The organism is Streptomyces sp. NPDC054786, from assembly GCF_053611685.1.
Window position 1 is genome coordinate 39,381 of the sequence record NZ_JBSHAW010000032.1, and the last position, 17,614, is coordinate 56,994.

The 17,614-nt window shown below is 72.7% G+C and carries 17 protein-coding genes; 7 read left to right on the forward strand and 10 right to left on the reverse strand.

Annotation, left to right across the window (positions count from 1 at the left end):
* Positions 1-5: 5 nt before the first annotated feature.
* The 3 genes from ACWGI6_RS25775 to ACWGI6_RS25785 all read right to left on the reverse strand — a co-directional run bounded on the left by ACWGI6_RS25775 (position 6) and on the right by ACWGI6_RS25785 (position 2,307).
* Entirely contained in the window at positions 6-1,232 is a 1,227-nt protein-coding gene (locus ACWGI6_RS25775) for a sensor histidine kinase (RefSeq protein WP_453269758.1), read from the reverse strand.
* A gap of 109 nt (positions 1,233-1,341) precedes the next feature.
* Positions 1,342-1,524: a hypothetical protein gene (locus ACWGI6_RS25780; RefSeq protein WP_453269705.1), complete on the reverse strand. Its 183-nt coding sequence runs from the start codon at positions 1,522-1,524 to the stop codon at positions 1,342-1,344.
* Positions 1,525-1,536: 12 nt separating this feature from the next.
* Positions 1,537-2,307, reverse strand: coding sequence for an IclR family transcriptional regulator (locus ACWGI6_RS25785; RefSeq protein WP_393909112.1), 771 nt, complete (start codon positions 2,305-2,307; stop codon positions 1,537-1,539).
* Between the two features lie 139 nt (positions 2,308-2,446).
* On the opposite strand from ACWGI6_RS25785, the gene ACWGI6_RS25790 reads away from it, so the two are divergent.
* Together ACWGI6_RS25790 and ACWGI6_RS25795 are read left to right on the forward strand one after the other, a co-directional pair.
* On the forward strand, positions 2,447-3,988 hold the full coding sequence (locus tag ACWGI6_RS25790) for an aldehyde dehydrogenase (NADP(+)) (RefSeq protein ID WP_453269706.1): 1,542 nt from the start codon (positions 2,447-2,449) through the stop codon (positions 3,986-3,988).
* A gap of 5 nt (positions 3,989-3,993) precedes the next feature.
* Positions 3,994-4,542: a GNAT family N-acetyltransferase gene (locus ACWGI6_RS25795; protein WP_453269707.1), complete on the forward strand. Its 549-nt coding sequence runs from the start codon at positions 3,994-3,996 to the stop codon at positions 4,540-4,542.
* Here the strand turns inward: ACWGI6_RS25795 and ACWGI6_RS25800 are convergent.
* Positions 4,487-5,182 (reverse strand): class I SAM-dependent methyltransferase, encoded by a 696-nt coding sequence (locus ACWGI6_RS25800; RefSeq protein WP_453269708.1) that lies wholly within the window; start codon positions 5,180-5,182, stop codon positions 4,487-4,489. The genes ACWGI6_RS25795 and ACWGI6_RS25800 overlap by 56 nt on opposite strands.
* Before the next feature lie 79 nt (positions 5,183-5,261).
* Between ACWGI6_RS25800 and ACWGI6_RS25805 the strand changes: the two genes are divergently transcribed.
* From ACWGI6_RS25805 to ACWGI6_RS25815, 3 genes are all read left to right on the forward strand, one after another.
* Positions 5,262-5,966, forward strand: a complete 705-nt coding sequence (locus ACWGI6_RS25805; protein ID WP_453269709.1) for a DsbA family oxidoreductase — start codon at positions 5,262-5,264, stop codon at positions 5,964-5,966.
* A 113-nt stretch (positions 5,967-6,079) separates the two neighbouring features.
* Positions 6,080-7,141: an aminotransferase class V-fold PLP-dependent enzyme gene (locus tag ACWGI6_RS25810; RefSeq protein ID WP_453269710.1), complete on the forward strand. Its 1,062-nt coding sequence runs from the start codon at positions 6,080-6,082 to the stop codon at positions 7,139-7,141.
* 92 nt (positions 7,142-7,233) lie between these two features.
* Entirely contained in the window at positions 7,234-8,304 is a 1,071-nt protein-coding gene (locus ACWGI6_RS25815; protein ID WP_453269711.1) for an alkene reductase, read from the forward strand.
* 128 nt (positions 8,305-8,432) lie between these two features.
* Here ACWGI6_RS25815 and thpD read toward each other — a convergent pair whose 3' ends face one another.
* From thpD to ectA, 4 genes are all read right to left on the reverse strand, one after another.
* Complete coding sequence (thpD, locus tag ACWGI6_RS25820; protein ID WP_453269712.1) at positions 8,433-9,332, reverse strand: ectoine hydroxylase; 900 nt, start codon at positions 9,330-9,332, stop codon at positions 8,433-8,435.
* A gap of 101 nt (positions 9,333-9,433) precedes the next feature.
* Entirely contained in the window at positions 9,434-9,844 is a 411-nt protein-coding gene (locus tag ACWGI6_RS25825) for an ectoine synthase (protein WP_393909120.1), read from the reverse strand.
* Positions 9,845-9,890: 46 nt separating this feature from the next.
* The gene (gene ectB / locus ACWGI6_RS25830) at positions 9,891-11,159 is read right to left on the reverse strand and encodes a diaminobutyrate--2-oxoglutarate transaminase (RefSeq protein WP_453269713.1); all 1,269 of its coding nucleotides are present in this window, start codon (positions 11,157-11,159) and stop codon (positions 9,891-9,893) included.
* A 135-nt stretch (positions 11,160-11,294) separates the two neighbouring features.
* Complete coding sequence (gene ectA / locus ACWGI6_RS25835; RefSeq protein ID WP_453269714.1) at positions 11,295-11,861, reverse strand: diaminobutyrate acetyltransferase; 567 nt, start codon at positions 11,859-11,861, stop codon at positions 11,295-11,297.
* 576 nt (positions 11,862-12,437) lie between these two features.
* Here ectA and ACWGI6_RS25840 point away from each other — a divergent pair.
* Positions 12,438-13,529 carry an amidohydrolase family protein gene (locus tag ACWGI6_RS25840; RefSeq protein ID WP_453269759.1) on the forward strand — a complete coding sequence of 364 codons (1,092 nt, stop codon included), beginning with the start codon at positions 12,438-12,440 and terminating at the stop codon, positions 13,527-13,529.
* 315 nt (positions 13,530-13,844) lie between these two features.
* Positions 13,845-14,795, forward strand: a complete 951-nt coding sequence (locus ACWGI6_RS25845) for an SCO1860 family LAETG-anchored protein (RefSeq protein ID WP_453269715.1) — start codon at positions 13,845-13,847, stop codon at positions 14,793-14,795.
* A gap of 241 nt (positions 14,796-15,036) precedes the next feature.
* Here ACWGI6_RS25845 and ACWGI6_RS25850 read toward each other — a convergent pair whose 3' ends face one another.
* The gene (locus ACWGI6_RS25850; RefSeq protein WP_453269716.1) at positions 15,037-16,398 is read right to left on the reverse strand and encodes a vanadium-dependent haloperoxidase; all 1,362 of its coding nucleotides are present in this window, start codon (positions 16,396-16,398) and stop codon (positions 15,037-15,039) included.
* A gap of 122 nt (positions 16,399-16,520) precedes the next feature.
* Positions 16,521-17,612, reverse strand: coding sequence for an Rv2231c family pyridoxal phosphate-dependent protein CobC (gene cobC / locus ACWGI6_RS25855; RefSeq protein WP_453269717.1), 1,092 nt, complete (start codon positions 17,610-17,612; stop codon positions 16,521-16,523).
* Positions 17,613-17,614: the final 2 nt, after the last annotated feature.

A 17,614-nucleotide genomic window follows, 5' to 3' on the forward strand; every position in this document is an offset into this window, starting at 1 on the left:
CCCGCTCACCCTGTCTCCGTCCTTCGGTCCGGTGCCGTCCGCCGCCCCGCGCCTCGCGTCCTCGCCCCCGCCGGCGGCAGCCGGGCCGTCAGCCGCCATACGCCGTCATGGGCCGCGGCCGTCGCCTCGCCGCCCAGCAGCCGGGCCCGTTCGGCGATCCCCCGCAGCCCGCGGCCCCCGCCCGGCCGGGCCGCCGGGGCGGCGGAGCCGGCCGCCGGCCCGGCCACCGGATTCTCCACCACGATCGTCAACTCCCCCTCGTCGACCCGGAGCTGCAGCCGGACCGGTACCGGCCCGGCATGCCGCAGCGCATTGCTGAGGCCTTCCTGCACGATCCGGTAGGCCTCCCGCGAGACCACCGGCGCCAGCTCCCGGTACCGCCCCTCGACGGCCGCCTCGATCGTCACGCCCGCCGCCCGGGTCCGGCCGAGCAGCGCCTCCAGGCCGTCCAGGGCCGGTGCGGGCGCGGCCGGATCGGCGCCGTCCTCCTCGCGCAACAGGCCCAGTACGGTGTCCAGTTCGGCGACGGCCTCACGAGTGGTCTCCTCGATGGCGGCCAGGGCCCGGCGGGCGAACTCCGGGTCGGCGTCCAGGACCCGGCGGGCCGCGCCGGCCTGGAGGGTGACCGCGCTCAGCGCATGGCCGACGGCATCGTGCAGCTCGCGGGCCAGCCGGTTGCGGGACGCCAGATCGGCGGCCCGGCGTTCGGCGGCGGCCAGCCGGTCGGCGGGCGTCGGCCCCAGCAGCACCGGGGCGCAGCGGCCCAGCAGCGCTCCGGCCCCCCAGGCGGTGCCGGTCACCAGGGCCAGCAGCGCCAGCCCCGCGAGCGGTCCCAGCACGCCGTGGAAGGCGTCCGGCCACCCCGGCGAGGTGTGCCGCAGGGGGTCGGAGAACGGCAGCAACAGCAGCAGGACCGCGGCCGGCGGCGCGGACAGCGTCATGCCGCTGACGATCCCCCCGGCCAGCAGATGCGCCACGAACCACAGCGCCGTACGCCGCCGGGCCGCCCACGAGAGGGCCGGACCCTCGGCCAGCCGCTCCGCCGGCACCCCGCACAGCGACCGTACGGCGGCCACCTCCAGCGGCCGCAGCAGCGGGAAGAGCAGCGCGGCCAGGGCGGCCGGCGGCAGCGCACAGCCGAACGCGACGAACTGCCACGCCACTTGGTGCAGCGGATCGGCGCCGTCCGCGAAGAGCGGCAGAAAGGCCGTGGCCAGCAGGTAGAACGGCATCAACAGCGCGCCGCCCAGCACCAGATGGACCCAGCGCCCGCCGGTCAGCCGCACCGGGCGGCCTCGCGTTCGGCGAAGATGCGGGCCCCGGCCACCCTCGTCCCGACGGTCATCTGCACAGAGTAAGTGAGGCGCGTCGGCGGTGCGGAGCTGTGGACCGGTTGCCGTGGCGGTCGGCGAGGTCGGCGAGGTCGGTGAGGTCGGCGAGGTCGGTGAGGTCGGCGTCATCCGGCGGCCCCGGCAGGCCGGTGCGCCCGAGCCGAGCCGGGTGGCGGCCGGCGGCAGCAGCCACGGCGGAGGTGTCTCACAGTCGCCGGGTGGCCAGCGTCAGCCGGTCGCGGGCGTCGAACAGGGTGTCCTTGATCATCTGCTCATGGGCCGGCGTCAGCCGGGCCACCGGCACCGAGCAGCTGATCGCGTCCCGGGCCGGGGTGCGGTAGGGGATCGCGACGCCGAAGCAGCGCAGGCCCAGGGTGTTCTCCTCGCGGTCGACCGCATAGCCCTGCTCGCGCACCGCATGCAGCTCCTCGATCAGCTGCTCGCGGTCGGTGAGGGTGTGCTCGGTCAGCTGCGCGAGGGTCGGCGGCAGCATCGCGCGCACCTGGTCGTCGGTGTACGTGGCGAGCAGCGCCTTGCCCAGCGACGTCGAGTGCGCGGGCAGCCGCCGGCCGACGCGGGTGAAGGGGCGCAGATAGTGCTGCGACTGACGGGTGGCGAGGTAGACGACGTTGGTGCCGTCGAGGCGGGCGAGGTGGATGGTCTCGGTGGTGTCGTCGGAGAGCCGGTCCAGCGTCGGCCGGGCCGCGGCCACCACCTCGTCGCCGTCGATGTACGACGTGCCGACCAGCAGCGCGCGGACGCCGATACCGTAGCGGGTGCCGGTGGCGTCGGTCTCGACCCAGCCCAGGTCGACCAGGGTGCGCAGCAGCATGTAGAGGCTGGATTTCGGGTAGCCGACAGCGTCCTGGACGGAGGCCAAACTGTGCATACCGGGGCGTCCCGCGAAGTACTCGAGCAACTCCACCGTTCGCACCGCGGACTTGACCTGAGATCCACCGGTCTCGGCAGCTGACATCGCCCTTGACCCCTCTGTTCGGACAGCCATAGAGTCCCAGTTGTTCACCATCTGGGACAGCGTTCAGCATATCGAACGTGATCCGCAGTGCGGCAGGACTCGGAAAGACTCGGCAGGCATCGCCCGGGAGGAATGCACGGTGGCAGCAGCACCAGTCTGGAGTGTCGACCCCCGAACCGGGAAGCAGCGGGAACAGGTTGCGGTGGAGGCCACAGCCGACGAGGTGGATACCGTGGTCCGGGCGGCCCACGCCGCCCGCGGTGCGCTCGCCGACCGTGCCGTACGCGCCGCCCTGCTGCGCCGCGCCGCCGAGCTGCTCGACGAGGCGGGCGATGCGGTCATCGAGGCCGCCGACGCCGAGACCGCGCTCGGCCCCGGCCGGCTCACCGGCGAACTCGGCCGCACCACCTATCAGTTGCGGGCCTTCGCGGACCTCGTACAGGAGGGCGCGTTCCTCGACGTACGGATCGACCACGCCGACCCCGGCCTCACCCCGCCCCGGCCCGACCTGCGCCGCTACAAGATCCCGCTGGGCGCCGTCGCGGTCTACTCCGCCAGCAACTTCCCGCTCGCCTTCTCGGTACCGGGCGGCGACACCGCCAGCGCCCTCGCGGCCGGCTGCCCCGTCGTCGTCAAGGCACACCCGGACCACCCGGCCACCTCCGAGCTGTGCGTCGCGCTGCTGCGCCGCGCCGCCGCCGAGGTCGGCCTGCCGGAGGGCGTGCTGAACCTGGTGCACGGCTTCCAGGCCGGTATCGACCTGGTGCGCCACCCGCTGATCACCGCGGCCGGGTTCACCGGCTCGGTGCGCGGCGGCCGCGCGCTGTACGACGCGGCCGCGGCCCGCCCGCACCCCATCCCCTTCCACGGCGAGCTGGGCAGCCTCAACCCCGTCGTGATCACCGAGGCCGCGGCCGGGGAGCGCGCCGAGCAGATCGGCGCCGGGCTGGCCGGTGCGATGACGCTCGGCGTCGGCCAGTTCTGCGTCAAGCCGGGCCTGGTCCTGGCGCCCGGGGGAGAAGTGGGCGACCGGCTGCTGAAGTCGCTGACCGCCGCGGTCAGCGACACCGAGGCCGGGGTGCTGCTCGACCACCGGATGCGGGAGGCGTTCCTCGACGGGGTCCGCACCCGCGCCGCACTCCCCGACGTCGAGGCGCCGGTGACCCCCGGCGCCGGCGGCCGGCACACCGTCAGCGCCGGCTTCCTTGCCGTCCCCGCCGCCCGCCTCGCCACCGACGGGCCGCACGACCTCCTCCTGGAGGAGTGCTTCGGCCCGGTCACCGTCGTCGCCCGCTACACCGACGAGTCCGAGATCGGCGCCGTTCTCGCCCGGCTGCCCGGCAACCTCTCCGCCACCCTGCAGCTCAGCGACGCGGAGGGCGCCGGCACCGACGACGAGGGCCGCGGCGCCCGGCTGCTGGCCGAGGTCACCCCGCTTGCCGGCCGGGTGGTCGTCAACGGCTGGCCGACCGGTGTCGCGGTCGCCCCCGCCCAGCACCACGGCGGGCCCTACCCGGCCACGACGTCCACCTCCACCTCCGTCGGCGGCACCGCCGTCGAGCGCTGGCTGCGCCCGGTCGCCTACCAGGACACCCCGCCCGCGCTGCTGCCGCCCGAGCTGCGCGAGGACAACCCGCTCGGACTGCCGCGCCGGGTCGACGACCGTCCCGAGGGCGCGTAGCGACGGTGCGCCCTGCCACCGGCGACGCCGCGCTCCAGGTCCGTGCCGCGACCGCCGCGGACCTGGCGGCGATCGCCGCCCTGGACACCGGCGCCCGGGCCGCCGCCCACCGCGCCAGGTTCCCGGACACGCCCTTCGACGCCCCGGCCGAGCACGCCCGCCGGCACGACGCCTGGTCGCGCGTCCTGGACCGGGACGACACCCCCGCGCTGTGCGCCGCACGGCACGGCACGGTCGTCGGCGCGGCCTCCTACCGCCACCACGACGGCCAGCGCCGGCCGGCCGTCACGCTCCACCAGCTCCATGTCGACCCCGGCCACTGGGGCACCGGCATCGGCCGCGCCCTGCACACCGCCTGTCTGCGGGCCTGGCGCACGGCCGGCTGCCCCCGGGCCGTCCTCGACGTGCGCTGGCACAACCACCGCGCCCGCGCCTTCTACGCAGGCCTCGGCTGGCGCCCCGACCCGGACCGCCGGCCCGCCCCGGACGCCACCCACCTCACCCTGACGCTGGACCTGGCGACGGCTCCGGTGCCGCCGCTGCCGGCTCCCTGACGGCGATGACCTGCAGCCGCTCCGCCGTCCGCCCGTCCAGCGTGCCCACCGCACCCGCCCGCTCCTTCCGCACCGAGAAGCCCGCCTCCCGCAGCAGCCCGCGCAGCCGCTCCGGCGGATGGTGCCGGAACACCCCGCCGTCGGGCGTCTCGAAGACCCCGTACGTCCCGTAGCGCTCCGCGAAGCGCGCATACCGCTCCCGGTTGAGCGCATCGTCCTGCAGCGGCACATCGCTCAGGTACAGCACCCCACCGGGCCGCACCAGCCGCCCCAGCTCCCCGGCGATCGCCGTCTGGTCCGCGTCCCCGGGCACGCAGGTGAGCACCGCGAACAGCAGCGCCGCGTCGAAGGCGCCGTCCTCGAACGGCAGCGGGAACCCCGGGCACCGCCTGAGCTCCAGCTCCGGATGCTCCCGCCGCCCCCGTGCGATCAGCGCCGCCGAGACATCCACCCCGCACACCGCGTGGTACCCGAACCCGGCCAGCTCGGCGGTCAGCCGCCCGTAGCCGCAGCCGTAGTCCAGCACCCGCGCGCTGTGCGGAACGTAGACGTCCAGCAGCGCCGGATCGAGCGGATGGGTGAAGGTCTTGGCGGACCCGGTCGTCTCCCAGAAGCCGAGGAATCCCTGTGGCGAGGTCATGCCCGGACGCTACCCGCGGAATAGCCCGCCGCCCCGCGAGGTTGCCCCGGGACACATGCACGACGAGGAAAGTCAGCTCATGCGCGTCGAAATCTGGTCCGACATCGCCTGCCCCTGGTGCTACATCGGCAAGGCCCGCTTCGAGGCCGGGCTCGCCGCTTTCGCGCACCGCGACGGTGTCGAGGTGGTGCACCGCTCCTTCGAGCTGGACCCGAAGGCACCGGCCGCCACCGACGTCCCGGTGCTCGACATGCTCGCCACGAAGTACGGCGTGAGCCGCGAGCAGGCCGAGGCGATGGAGGCCCGGGTGGCCGAGGCGGCCGCGGGGGAGGGGCTGGACTACCGCTCCGACCGTATCCACGGCAACACCTTCGACCTGCACCGGCTGCTGCACGCCGCCCGCGCCCACGGCGTCCAGGACGCCCTGCTCGACGCCTTCTACCGCGCCAACTTCGCCGAGGCCAGGACGCTCGGCGACCCCGCCGTGCTCCGCGAGATCGCCGTCGGCGCGGGGCTGCCCGCCGACGAGGCCGACCGGGTGCTCGCCGACCCCGGGGCGTATGCACCGGAGGTACGCGCCGAGGAGCGCGAGGCGGCGGAGCTGGGCGCCACCGGCGTGCCGTTCTTCGTCATCGACCGCCGCTACGGCATCTCCGGCGGACAGCCGGCCGAGGTCTTCCGGCAGGCCCTGGAGCGCGCCCACGCCGACGGCACGGTGCAGGTCCCGGCGGCCGGCGAGGCCGGGGTGTGCGGCGACGACGGCTGCGCCGTGCCCGGGAAGTGACCGCGGGCCGGCCCGCCCGCACCCCGTGCGACCTGCGCGGACCGGGAACGCCTGCGGGCCGGCCGAGCGGAGTGGCCATGGACGCGGCGCGGATCGCCGAGCACAGTGGGGGCATGCAGCGACGTGAGCCACTCGGCGGGGCCGAATTCGCGCCCGAGACGACCTATCTGAACTCCGCCTCCAGCGGACTCCTCCCCCGGCGCAGCGCCGCCGCCCTGCGCGCGGCGCTCGATGAATCCGCCTCCTACGGCACGATGGGCCGCGACTACTTCGGCGCCGCCACGGCCTCCCGTGCCGCCTTCGCCCGGCTGCTGGACGTCCCCGCCGAGCGGGTCGCCCTCGGCAGCTCGGTCGCGGTGCAGTCCGCTTTCGTCGCCGCCTCGCTCCCGGCGGGTGCCGAAGTGCTGGCTCCCGAGGGCGACTTCAGCTCCCTGGTCAATCCGCTCGCGGCCCACCCGGGAATCAAGCTGCGCACCGTGCCGCTGGAGGCGCTCGCCGACGCGGTGCGCCCCGGCACCGCGCTGGTCGCCTTCAGCGCCGTGCAGTCGCTGGACGGCCGGATCGCCGACATGGCGGCGGTGCGGGAGGCCGCGCGGGCCCACGGGGCGCGCACCTACCTCGACATCACCCAGGCCGCCGGCTGGCTGCCGCTGCGCGCCGCGGACTTCGACTTCGTCGTCGCCGGCGCCTTCAAATGGCTGCTGTGCCCGCGCGGGACGACCTTCATGGCGTTCGGCGGGGAGTACGGGCGGGGCGAGGAGTGGCCCGCCGCCCTCCATGCGGGCTGGGTCGCCGGCGAGGACATCGGCGAGTCCAACTACGGGCTGATCCGGCCGACCGCGACCGCCCGGCGCTTCGACGAACCGCACGCCTACTTCTCCTACGTCGCCGCCGAACAGTCCCTCGGCCTCATCGAGGAGCTGGGCGTGGCCGCCGTCCACGCCCACAACACCGCGCTCGCCGACCACTACCGCGCGGGGCTGGCCGAGCGCGGTCTGACGCCCCGCCCCGCGCCCGGCTCGGCGATCGTCTCCACCCCCGGACTCGCGGACGCGGAGCGCCGGCTGACGGACGCGGGGGTACGGATCTCGGTGCGCGGCGGGCTGCTCCGCGCGGCCTTCCACCTCTACAACTCGACGGACGACGCGGACCGGTTGCTGGCCCTGCTGGGGTAGGACGGCCGGGGAATGCGGGGCGGGCGCGGGGCGTTGAGCAGCTGATGTAATGGGCAATGATCTTGTTCCGAGCAGCAGTTGAGAGGCCCTCAGTGACCACCGCGTTCGATCCCGTCGACCTCGCCGGCACCCCGCTCGCCAACCGCATCGTCATGGCTCCGATGACCCGCAACCGGGCCACGGAGGGCGGCGGGGTGCCGACCGACTCGATGGTCACGTACTACACCCAGCGCGCCTCGGCCGGGCTGATCGTCACCGAGGCCAGCCAGACCTGCGTCGTGGGCCAGGGCTACCCCTTCACCCCCGGACTGCACACGCCCGAGCAGATCGCCGGCTGGCGCCGGGTGACCGAGGCGGTGCACGGTGCCGGCGGCCGGATCTTCGCGCAGCTGTGGCACGGCGGCCGGATCGGCCACCCGGTGCTGCTGCCGGACGGGTTGATACCGGTCGGCCCGTCCCCCGTGGCCGCCGACTGCCAGGTCTTCACCGAGGACGGCATGAAGGACTGCGTCACCCCGCACGAGCTCACCGATGCCGAAATCCGCACGACCGTCGCGGAGTTCGCGGCCGCCGCCCGCAACGCCGTCGAGGCGGGCTTCGACGGGGTGGAGATCCATGGCGCCAACGGCTATCTCGTGCACCAGTTCCTGGCCCCCCACAGCAATCTGCGCACCGACGGCTGGGGCGGCTCGACCGAGGGCCGGATCCGCTTCGCGGTCGAGGTCACCCGGGCGGTGGCCGAGGCGGTCGGCGCACACCGCACCGGTCTGCGGCTCTCCCCGGGCAACCCCTTCAACGGCATGGAGGAGCCCGCCCCCGAGCCGCTCTACACCGCGCTGCTGCAGGCCGTCGAGCCCCTGGGGCTGGCCTATCTGCATCTGTGCGACGTCCCCGACCACGAGCTGATCGCCCGGCTGCGCAAGCACTTCACCGGCACCTTCGTCCTCAACCCGGCCGATGACGGGCGCCCCACCGGCCCCGAGGACCTGCCGCTGATCGAGGACGGAACGGCCGATCTGCTGGCCTTCGGGCGGCAGTTCCTCGCCAACCCCGATCTGCCCCGGCGGCTCGCGTGCGGCGGCCCGTTCAACACCCCGGACCGGGCGAGCTTCTACGGCGGCGACGACACCGGCTACCTCGACTACCCGGCGCTGGACGCCTGAGGAACCACCGGCCGGACGGGCGGGGGCGGCGCACCCCGCCCGCACCCGGCGGCCGCCGGTCACACACAAGCGCGGCCGCCGCACAGACCCTGCTGTGCGGCAGCCGCGCCACCCGTACCTCGCCGTGTCTACCTCACCGGCGTGAAGTCCCGGGCTCCGATGTACTCGGGGCGCCGGACCGGCGCCGCGAAGGGCTCCACCGCTTCGTTGTCCACGCTGTTGAAGACGATGAAGACATTGCTGCGCGGGTACGGCGTGATGTTGTCACCCGAACCGTGCATGGCGTTGCAGTCGAACCAGGTCGCCGAGCCGGCCTTGCCGGTGAAGAGCCGGATGCCGTGCTTGTCCGCCATCTTCGTCAGCACCTCGTCCGACGGGATGCCCGCGTCCTGCATCTGCAGGGACCGCTTGTAGTTGTCCTTCGGCGTCGCGCCTTCACAGCCCACGAAGTGACGGTGCGAGCTGGGCATGATCATCAAGCCGCCGTTGGTGTCGTAGTTCTCCGTCAGCGCGATGGAGACCGACACGGTGCGCATGTTCGACAGTCCGTCCTCGGCGTGCCACGTCTCGAAGTCCGAGTGCCAGTAGAAACCGGTGGCACCGAAGCCGGGCTTCACATTGATCCGGGACTGGTGGACGTAGACGTCCGAGCCGAGGATCTGCCGGGCACGGCCGACCACACGCGGGTCGGACACCAGCTTGGCGAACACCTCGCTGATCTTGTGCACCTCGAACACGGTCCGTACGTCCTGTGTTTTCGGCTCGACGATGGAGCGCGGGTCGGCGCGCATCGTCGGGTCGAGGACGAGACGGTCCAGTTCAGCGCGGTACACCGCGACTTCTTCCGCCGTGAGCAGTTCCCCGATGGCGAAAAAGCCGTCGCGTTCGAAGTCGCTCAGCTCGGACGGCGCGAACGGGCCGGCCGTTCCGGGCTGCGACCACACCACCGGGTCCTTCCGCGGGGTGATGACCTCTGCGGTCCCACGGGTCGGGTACAGGTCGGCGGTGCGCTCGGGTGCGGTGGTCATGGTGTTGCCTTCCTCTCCTCTCGTACGGGCTCTGGCTTCCTTGCGTGTGGGCGTGCCTTCCTCATCTGCCGGACGGGGCAGGCGGGTGCTGACGCCTCGCCTCAGACCGTCTCGGTCTCGGGCTCGGTGAGCAGCGGGTAGACCCCGTTCTCGTCGTGGTCCTCGCGGCCGGTGACCGGCGGGTTGAAGACGCAGACGCAGCGGAAGTCCTTCTTGATCCGCATGGTGTGCTTCTCGTGCCCATCGAGCAGGTACATCGTGCCCGGCGTGATGGTGTGCTTCTCGCCGGTCTCGTCGTTGGTGAGCTCGGCCTCGCCCTCTACGCACAGTACGGCTTCGATGTGGTTCGCGTACCACATCGACGTCTCTGTTCCGGCGTACAGGGTGGTCTCGTGCAGCGAGAAGCCGACGCGCTCCTTGGCGAGCACGATGCGCTTGCTCTCCCAGGTACCGGACTTGGCCTTGACGTGGCGGTCGGTGCCTTCGATGTCCTTGAAGGATCGGACGATCACGGTGACTCGGTGCCTTTCTGTGGAACGGTAAGGAGCTCTGGAGTGGTCAGGCGCAGTCGCGGACCGCGCGGGCGAGGACGCGAAGGCCCTCGTCCAGCTCCTCGGGTGTGGTCGTCAGTGCGGGCAGCAGCTTGACGACCTCGCTTTCCGGGCCGGAGGTCTCGATCAGCAGACCCAGCTCGTAGGCGCGCTTGGCGATCTTGTTGGCAAGAGGCTTGTCGATGCACTCCAGGCCCCACACCAGACCGCGGCCGCGGTACTCGGCGATGGCTTCGGGGTGCTCCTCGACGATGGCCTTCAGGTGTGATTCGACGATCTCACCGCGGGCGAGAGTCTGCTTCTCCATCTGGCCGTCGGCCCAGTAGGTGTCCAGCGCGGCGGCGGCGGTGACGAAGGCCGGGTTGTTGCCGCGGAAGGTGCCGTTGTGCTCGCCCGGCTCCCAGATGTCCAGCTCAGGCTTGAACAGGGTCAGCGCGAGCGGCAGGCCGTAGCCGCTGATGGACTTCGAGACGGTGACGATGTCCGGCACGATGCCCGCCTCCTCGAAGGAGAAGAAGGCACCCGTACGGCCGCAACCCATCTGGATGTCGTCGACGATGAGCAGCATGTCCCAGCGCTCGCAGAGGTCGGAGAGGGCGCGCAGCCACTCCGGACGGGCGACATTGATGCCGCCCTCGCCCTGGACCGTCTCGACGATCACGGCGGCGGGGGTGTTGAGGCCGGAGCCCTGGTCCTCCAGCAGCCGCTCGAACCACAGGAAGTCCGGGTAGGTGCCCTCGAGGTAGTTGTCGAACGGCATCGGGGTGCCGTGCACCAGCGGGATACCGGCGCCGGCCCGCTTCATGGAGTTACCGGTGACGGCGAGCGCGCCCAGCGACATGCCGTGGAAGGCGTTGGTGAAGGACACGATCGACTCGCGGCCCTTGACCTTACGGGCCAGTTTGAGCGCGGCCTCGACCGAGTTGGCGCCCGTCGGGCCCGGGAACATGACCTTGTAGGGCAGGTCACGCGGCCGCAGGATGATGTTCTGGAACGACTCCAGGAACGCCCGCTTGGCCGTGGTGGACATGTCCAGGCCGTGGGTGACGCCGTCCCGCTCGATGTAGTCGATCAGGGCGCGTTTGAGCGTCGGGTTGTTGTGGCCGTAGTTGAGCGACCCGGCCCCGGCGAAGAAGTCGAGGTAGGTGTGGCCGTCCTCGTCGGTCATGCGGCTGCCCTGCGCACGGTCGAAGACGGTGGGCCAGCTACGGCAGTAGCTGCGCACCTCCGACTCCACGGTCTCGAAGACGCTCAGATCGGGCTGGGTGATGGTCACAGCATGCTCCTGGGAGATGAGTGGCGAAAAAGGATCAGGAAGTCTGTAGGGGGCTGGACGGTGCCGGCGGTGTCACGGGTGTGGTGCCGGGCCCCGTCCGGCCGCAGCGGCGCATTGGCCGCGCGGTCCCGGGCGTCACTGCTCCGGGCGGGATGGTGGCTCGAACGGGCCGATGAGGTGCAGCACCTCCGGCTCGTGGCCCTGCTCGGGGAACACCCCTGCGTCGAAGAGCACCTCGCGCTTGAGGGGCACGGAGTGCCGCTCGGCGAAGGACGCGAACAGGCGGTTGGATGCGGCGTTGTCGGGGGTGATGGTGGTCTCGACGAAGCGCATGCCCAGCTCGTCCACGGCGCGGGCCGAGAGCCCGTCCAGGAGTGCGGCCGCCAGCCCCTGGCCACGGTGCGCGTCGTCGACGGCGACCTGCCAGACGACGAGGGTGTCCGGGCGCTCGGGGCGGATGTATCCGGTGACGAAGGCGGCCGGCTCGCCCTCCGTGTCGCGGGCGACGACGGAGGTGGCGGCGAAGTCGCGACACCACAGGAGGTAGCTGTAGGAGGAGTTGAGGTCCAGTGCCTTGGAGTCGCGGGCGATACGCCAGATCGCGGCTCCGTCCTCCACGCGTGGGGTGTCGAGCTTGAAGCCCTCCGGAAATTCTCTGATATCGCTACGGGCACCTGCATGGTCTGCTTGTGCGGCGGTCATAGAAATTAAATTTACCCAGGGAAAAAGGAAATTGCATCGTGGGCAGGGGTTACGGAAACGGCGAAGATGTGTTATCGCGCGGGGGCGCCCGTACGCGCGATCCCACCGCGGGATGCCCCGATTTGACCTGGATGTTCGGGGCGAAACGGGCACGTTGTGTAGTCGGTCACAGCTCCGTAACGCCTATGAGATCCGTCCGAATTATGGAACTTGCTACTAGCAAAATCTTGGCGTTTGAGGTGCGGAAAAGCGGGCAGAAGAATACGGGAAGCTGTACCCGGGGGAAATTGGGAATTCGTCTCCGGAAGGCTGGGCGTAAGACCCATCGAAACCTGCGCGGCAAGCCCATGGCAAGACCCGCAAGAACATGCGCGAGATGATGTCCGGAAGCGTGCGGAGAACGCATGCGGAACCGTGCGCAGAACGTATCGAAGCTCTACGGAGAGCGACCGGAGCGAAAAGCGCGGCAGGGCCGCGGCTTTTCCCGGAAACGGCGGGGGAATGTGACCGTCCAGCGCAGGCGACCGCAGCGTCCGCACGCTGTGTGACGCCGCCTAAAGTGCCTGTATGACGTCCATGAGTGAAGGTGCGGTGCTGCACCTCAAGGGGAGGGTCCTCGTCGGGCCGGACGACGTGCGCGACGAGCTGTGGGTCGTCGGCGGCCGGGTCACCTTCGACCGGCCGGCCGTGGCACGGGATGCCACCACCGTGACGGGCTGGGCGCTGCCCGGCCTGGTCGACGCCCACTGCCATGTGGGCCTGGACGCACACGGCCCGGTGGACGACCCCACCAGCGAGAAACAGGCGCTCACCGACCGTGACGCCGGCACCCTGCTGATCCGCGACGCCGGCTCCCCCTCCGACACCCGCTGGGTCGACGACCGCGAGGATCTGCCGCGGATCATCCGCGCCGGCCGTCACATCGCCCGCACCAAGCGCTACATCCGCAACTATGCGCACGAGATCGAGCCCGAGGACCTGGTCGCCTTTGTCGCCCAGGAGGCCCGCCGCGGCGACGGCTGGGTCAAGCTCGTCGGCGACTGGATCGACCGCTCCACGGGCGATCTGGAGGCCTGCTGGCCCCGGGGCGCGGTCGAGGCGGCCATCGCCGAGGCCCACCGGCTGGGCGCCCGGGTGACGGCCCACTGCTTCGCCGAGGACACCCTCGCCCCGCTCGTCGAGGCCGGAATCGACTGCGTCGAGCACGCCACCGGACTCACCGAGGACACCATCCCGCTGTTCGCGGAGCGTGGCGTCGCCATCGTTCCCACGCTCGTCAACATCGCCACCTTCCCGCGGCTCGCGGACGGCGGTGCGGAGAAGTTCCCGCGCTGGGCTGACCACATGCGGCGCCTGCACGCGCGCCGCTACGACACCGTACGAGCGGCCTACGACGCGGGCGTGCCCGTCTTCGCCGGCACGGACGCCGGCGGCTCGCTCGCCCACGGCCTGGTCGCCGAGGAGGTCGTCGAGCTGACCCGGGCCGGCCTGCCCGCCGTGGCGGCCCTCTCCGCCACCACCTGGGGCGCCAGGGACTGGCTCGGCCGCCCCGGTCTCACCGAGGGCGCCCCGGCGGACCTGGTGGTCTACGAGAGCGATCCGCGCGAGGACGTCCGGGTGCTGGCCGCGCCGCGGCGGGTGGTGCTGCGCGGGCAGGTCGTGGGGTAGCCGGCAGCCGGTTGGCACCGGGCACCCGAAGTGGTGGCCCGGTGCAACCGGGGCGGTCCCACCCAGGTCACCCGGATGGTGGGGCAGCTGTTGCGTGGGTGGTACCCCGTGCCGCAGGAATCGAATGAATACGCGGAAACCACCCATTGGGATGAACTGACGTCACGTGCCTGCCCGTTCACCCTCCGTGCGGACACGATGTGCGGGTCGAAGGTCGTCGGCCCGCGTGATGTCCCCCATTGGCGCGGCCGGCGGCTCCATTTCTCCTGTGAGGGTTCCACACACGTGTCCACCAGTCCCACCTGCTCTTCCGGCATGCCCCGACGCCTCGCCGCGACCTTCGTCGCCACCGCACTCACGGCCGGCTCCGCCCTCCTGCTCGGCGCCGTCCCCGCGCATGCCACCGGAGACCACGGCTCGGCCCGTGGCACCGCCGACGCGGTCGTGCTGCGCACCGGCCTGAACGTCGGGCTGCTCCACAAGACGCTCGACGTCCCGCTGAACGCCGTCCTGAACGAGGTGCACGCCCCGGCCTCGGCCGACAGGACCGCGCTCACCGTCAACCTCGACGGCATCAACCACGGCAAGCCGTTCAGCGTGCTGCGCGCCGATGCCGCCACCGCACGGGCCACCAGCGACCGCCGCAAGACCGAGGGCTACGCCAACCTCGTGAAGGCGAAGGTGCATCTGCCCGGTCTGGCGCTGCTGTCCCTGATCGAGGTCCAGCAGGTCACCGCCAAGGCAGTGTGCGAGGCGGGCAAGCGGCCCCGGGCCGAGTCGAATGTGCTGGGCAGCGTCCTCGTCCTGGGCAAGCGGGTCACGCTCACGGCGGGCGGCACGACGGACGTCAAGGTGCCGGGCGTGGGCGAGGTGCGGCTCGACCTGTCCAGGAAGAACGTCATGTCCAAGAGCGCCGCGGCCACCGCGCTCGACCTGAAGGTCTCCCTCAACCCGTTGAAGCTCAACGTCGCCGAGGTGCACGGCCGGGTCACGCTGGCCCGCGCCGGCTGCACCGCACCGGGCGTCAAGGAGCCCGAGCACAACGGCACCGGCGGCACCGGCGGCGGCACCGAGCCGGCCGGCGGCAAGGGCACCGAGGTGACCGGAACGGGCTCGCGGCCCGCCACCCAGAACCTCGCGGAGACCGGCGGCAGTTCGGCCACCCCGTATCTCGCCGGGGGCGCGGCCCTGCTGGTCGCCGCGGGCGCCGGATCGATCGGCTACGCCCGCCGGCGCCGCAACGCCGCGCAGGGCGGCCGCGGCTGACGGACCCCGTACACCGCGCCGGTGCTGTGGGGGCGTCGCGCGCGGAGTACGGCCCGAGGTGCGCCGTACCGGGCCGGAGACGGCCGGTACGGCGCACCTCACCCTCGCCGGGGGCCTATGAAGCATGGTGTGTGCGGGACCCCGGCGAGGTCTGCCCGTAGGGGCCTCCGCTACCGGGTGCGTTCGGCTCCTCCCGGCCGTGGTCCCTGTCGGCGGAGGCCGGCGGGCGGTACGGGCCCGGTCAGTCGGCGCTGCCGTGCGGACACGTCGACGTGGCCGGCGGCGAGGCGTGCGGGCGTGCCGGGCGCAGCGGCTGGAAGTAGTGGGTCAGTGTCCAGGCGCCGATGCGGCCGCCGGCGTCGCATCCGTCGATGTCGGCGGTGCGGAAGTGGATTCCGCCCCAGACCCGGGCGTTGATCATGTCCTCGTTGAGCCGGCCGGCGTCATCGTAGTGCCGTGTGGTGCCGGTGGCCTCGGAGGAAAAGGTGAGGTCGAGGTGGGGGGTGCCGAGGATCCCGGTCAGAGTCCGGGTCACGGCGCCGGTGACCGCGGTGTGGCCGCTGAGGTAGTCGGGGTGCGGAGGGGTGACGAGCAGCGGCTGCCACTGCGGGTCGGCTTCGGTCGCGGGGTTGCCGTCGGTGTCGGCCAGCTGGACAGCGGTGATCGGCCGCCAGAAGCCGTAGTGGAGTTTGGCGTCCCACGCGGTGACCACGGCGTCGGTTGCCGATGCGTTCGCCGCGGCGACCAGCCGGGCTGTCTCGGCGATGCGCAGGTGGTGCCGGGCGGAGTGGTCCCGGAACGCCGATTGGAGCTGGACCGTCAGATTGCCCCCGAAGAACTGCGCGGTCTCGGTCTGCTGCGGGGTGCGGGGCGATCCGGTCCTCGCCCCCATGGTCTTCACCTCGTTGAGGTCCTGGGCGTAGCGGGCCGAGGACAGGGCGGGCGGCCCGCCGGGACGGAACTGGGCCGGGGAGGTCAGCAGCATGGGGCGCAGTCTGCCGAGCCAGGGGTCGATGAAGGGCAGACGGGCGGGCGGGGTGGGCCGCCAGACGCCGGGCGCGGGCGAGGCGGTGAACTCCACCGTGGCGAAGCGGCCGTCTCCTTCGCGCAGTTCGACGAGGTGGTCGGCGGCGCGTTCCCCGAAGGCCACGCCCTGCCGCTTCGCCGTGCCGTCGGGGATCCTGGCGAGGGAGGCGGCGTACGCGGTATCGAGCGGGGCCTGGGAGGCGGGGAAGTAGGTCAGCAGTACGCGGTGCGCGGCGGTCACGGCCGCCGCCTCGGGCGAGGCCGTGGAGGGCCCGCGCGCTCGCGATTTGTACGGGGCGTAGCGGCCCTGGATGCCGACCACGGCGTTGTAGACGGCAGCCGAGACGAACCCGTGCCAGATGACCGCCTGCCCGGAGGGGCGGGTGGCGCCGAGGTTGGCGCTGATGGTGTCGGAGGCGATGGCGTTCCAGTCGCGCACCGCCTGGGGGTCCGCCGCAGGCGGCGCGTGACCGTCGGCGGTGGCGGTGGCGGTGGGGCCGGCCAGGGCCGTGAGGACGAGGAGGAGTGAGGCGAGGGCGCCGACGACGGCCCGTCGGCCCGAACGAGAAGTATCCATAACTGACTTAACAGCTAAAAGGGTGAACGGTTACCCCGATTCGCCAACGGGAAGGGGTGCGCCGGCGTACCCAATCTGCCGGCCGGCCCCGCCCGTTGCTCCCCGGAGATCCCCGGGCACCCCTACCCGAGCACCTCGCCCAGCGCCGTCACGAACCGGTCCGTCGTGACCCGGTCCCGCACCGCGAGGCGCAGCCAGCCGGGGCCCAGGCCGGGGAAGGTGTCACCACGGCGGACCGCGAAGCCGCGGGCCCGCAGTGCGGCCCGTACCGCGTCCGCGTCCGGCAGCCGGATCAGCACGAACGGGCCCGCCGCCGGGCCGGCCGCCCGGATCTGCCCGAACTCGCCCAGCCGGGTCAGCAGATGGGCCCGGTCCACGGCGATCTGCCCGGCCGCCGCGGCCGCCTCCGCCAGCGCCTGCGGCGTACAGCACGCCTCGGCGGCGGCCAGCGCGGGACTGGAGACCGGCCACAGTGGCTGCGCCCGCTCCAGGGCGGCGACGGTGTCCGGGGCGGCCAGCACATAGCCGATCCGCAGCCCGGCCAGCCCCCAGGTCTTGGTGAGGCTGCGCAGCACGACCAGCCCCGGCAGGTCCGTGCGCCCGGCCAGCGCCTCCCGCTCCCCGGGCACCGCGTCCATGAATGCCTCGTCCACCACCAGTGTCCGGCCCGGCCGCGCCAAGCGGGCCAGCTCGTCTGCCGGGTGCAGGACCGAGGTGGGGTTGGTGGGGTTGCCGACGACGACCAGATCGGCGTCCTCGGGCACCGCGGCCGGATCCAGCCGGAAGCCGTCCCGTGCGTCGAGCAGCACCCGCGCGACGTCGTGCCCGGCGTCCCGCAGCGCCGCCTCGGGCTCGGTGAACTGCGGATGCACCACGACCGGCCGGCGGGCCCGCACGGCGCGCGCGATCAGCACGAACGCCTCCGCGGCCCCCGACGTCAGCACCACCCGTTCCACGGGCAGACCGTGCCGCGCCGCGACCGCCCGGCGCGCCGCGCGGCCGTCGGGGTACGCGGCGAGACCGTCCAGCGACGCGGCGATCCGCGCCTTGAGCCAGGCCGGGGGAGTACCGGTGCGGACATTCACCGCCAGATCCGTCAATCCGCCCTCCGCGCCCCGCACTTCGGCATCGCCGTGGTGCCGCAGATCGGGCTCGTGCGGCGGTGCGTCCCGGCCGGGGTCACGGAGCGGCGCGGACCCGGTGTGCGCCGGCATGC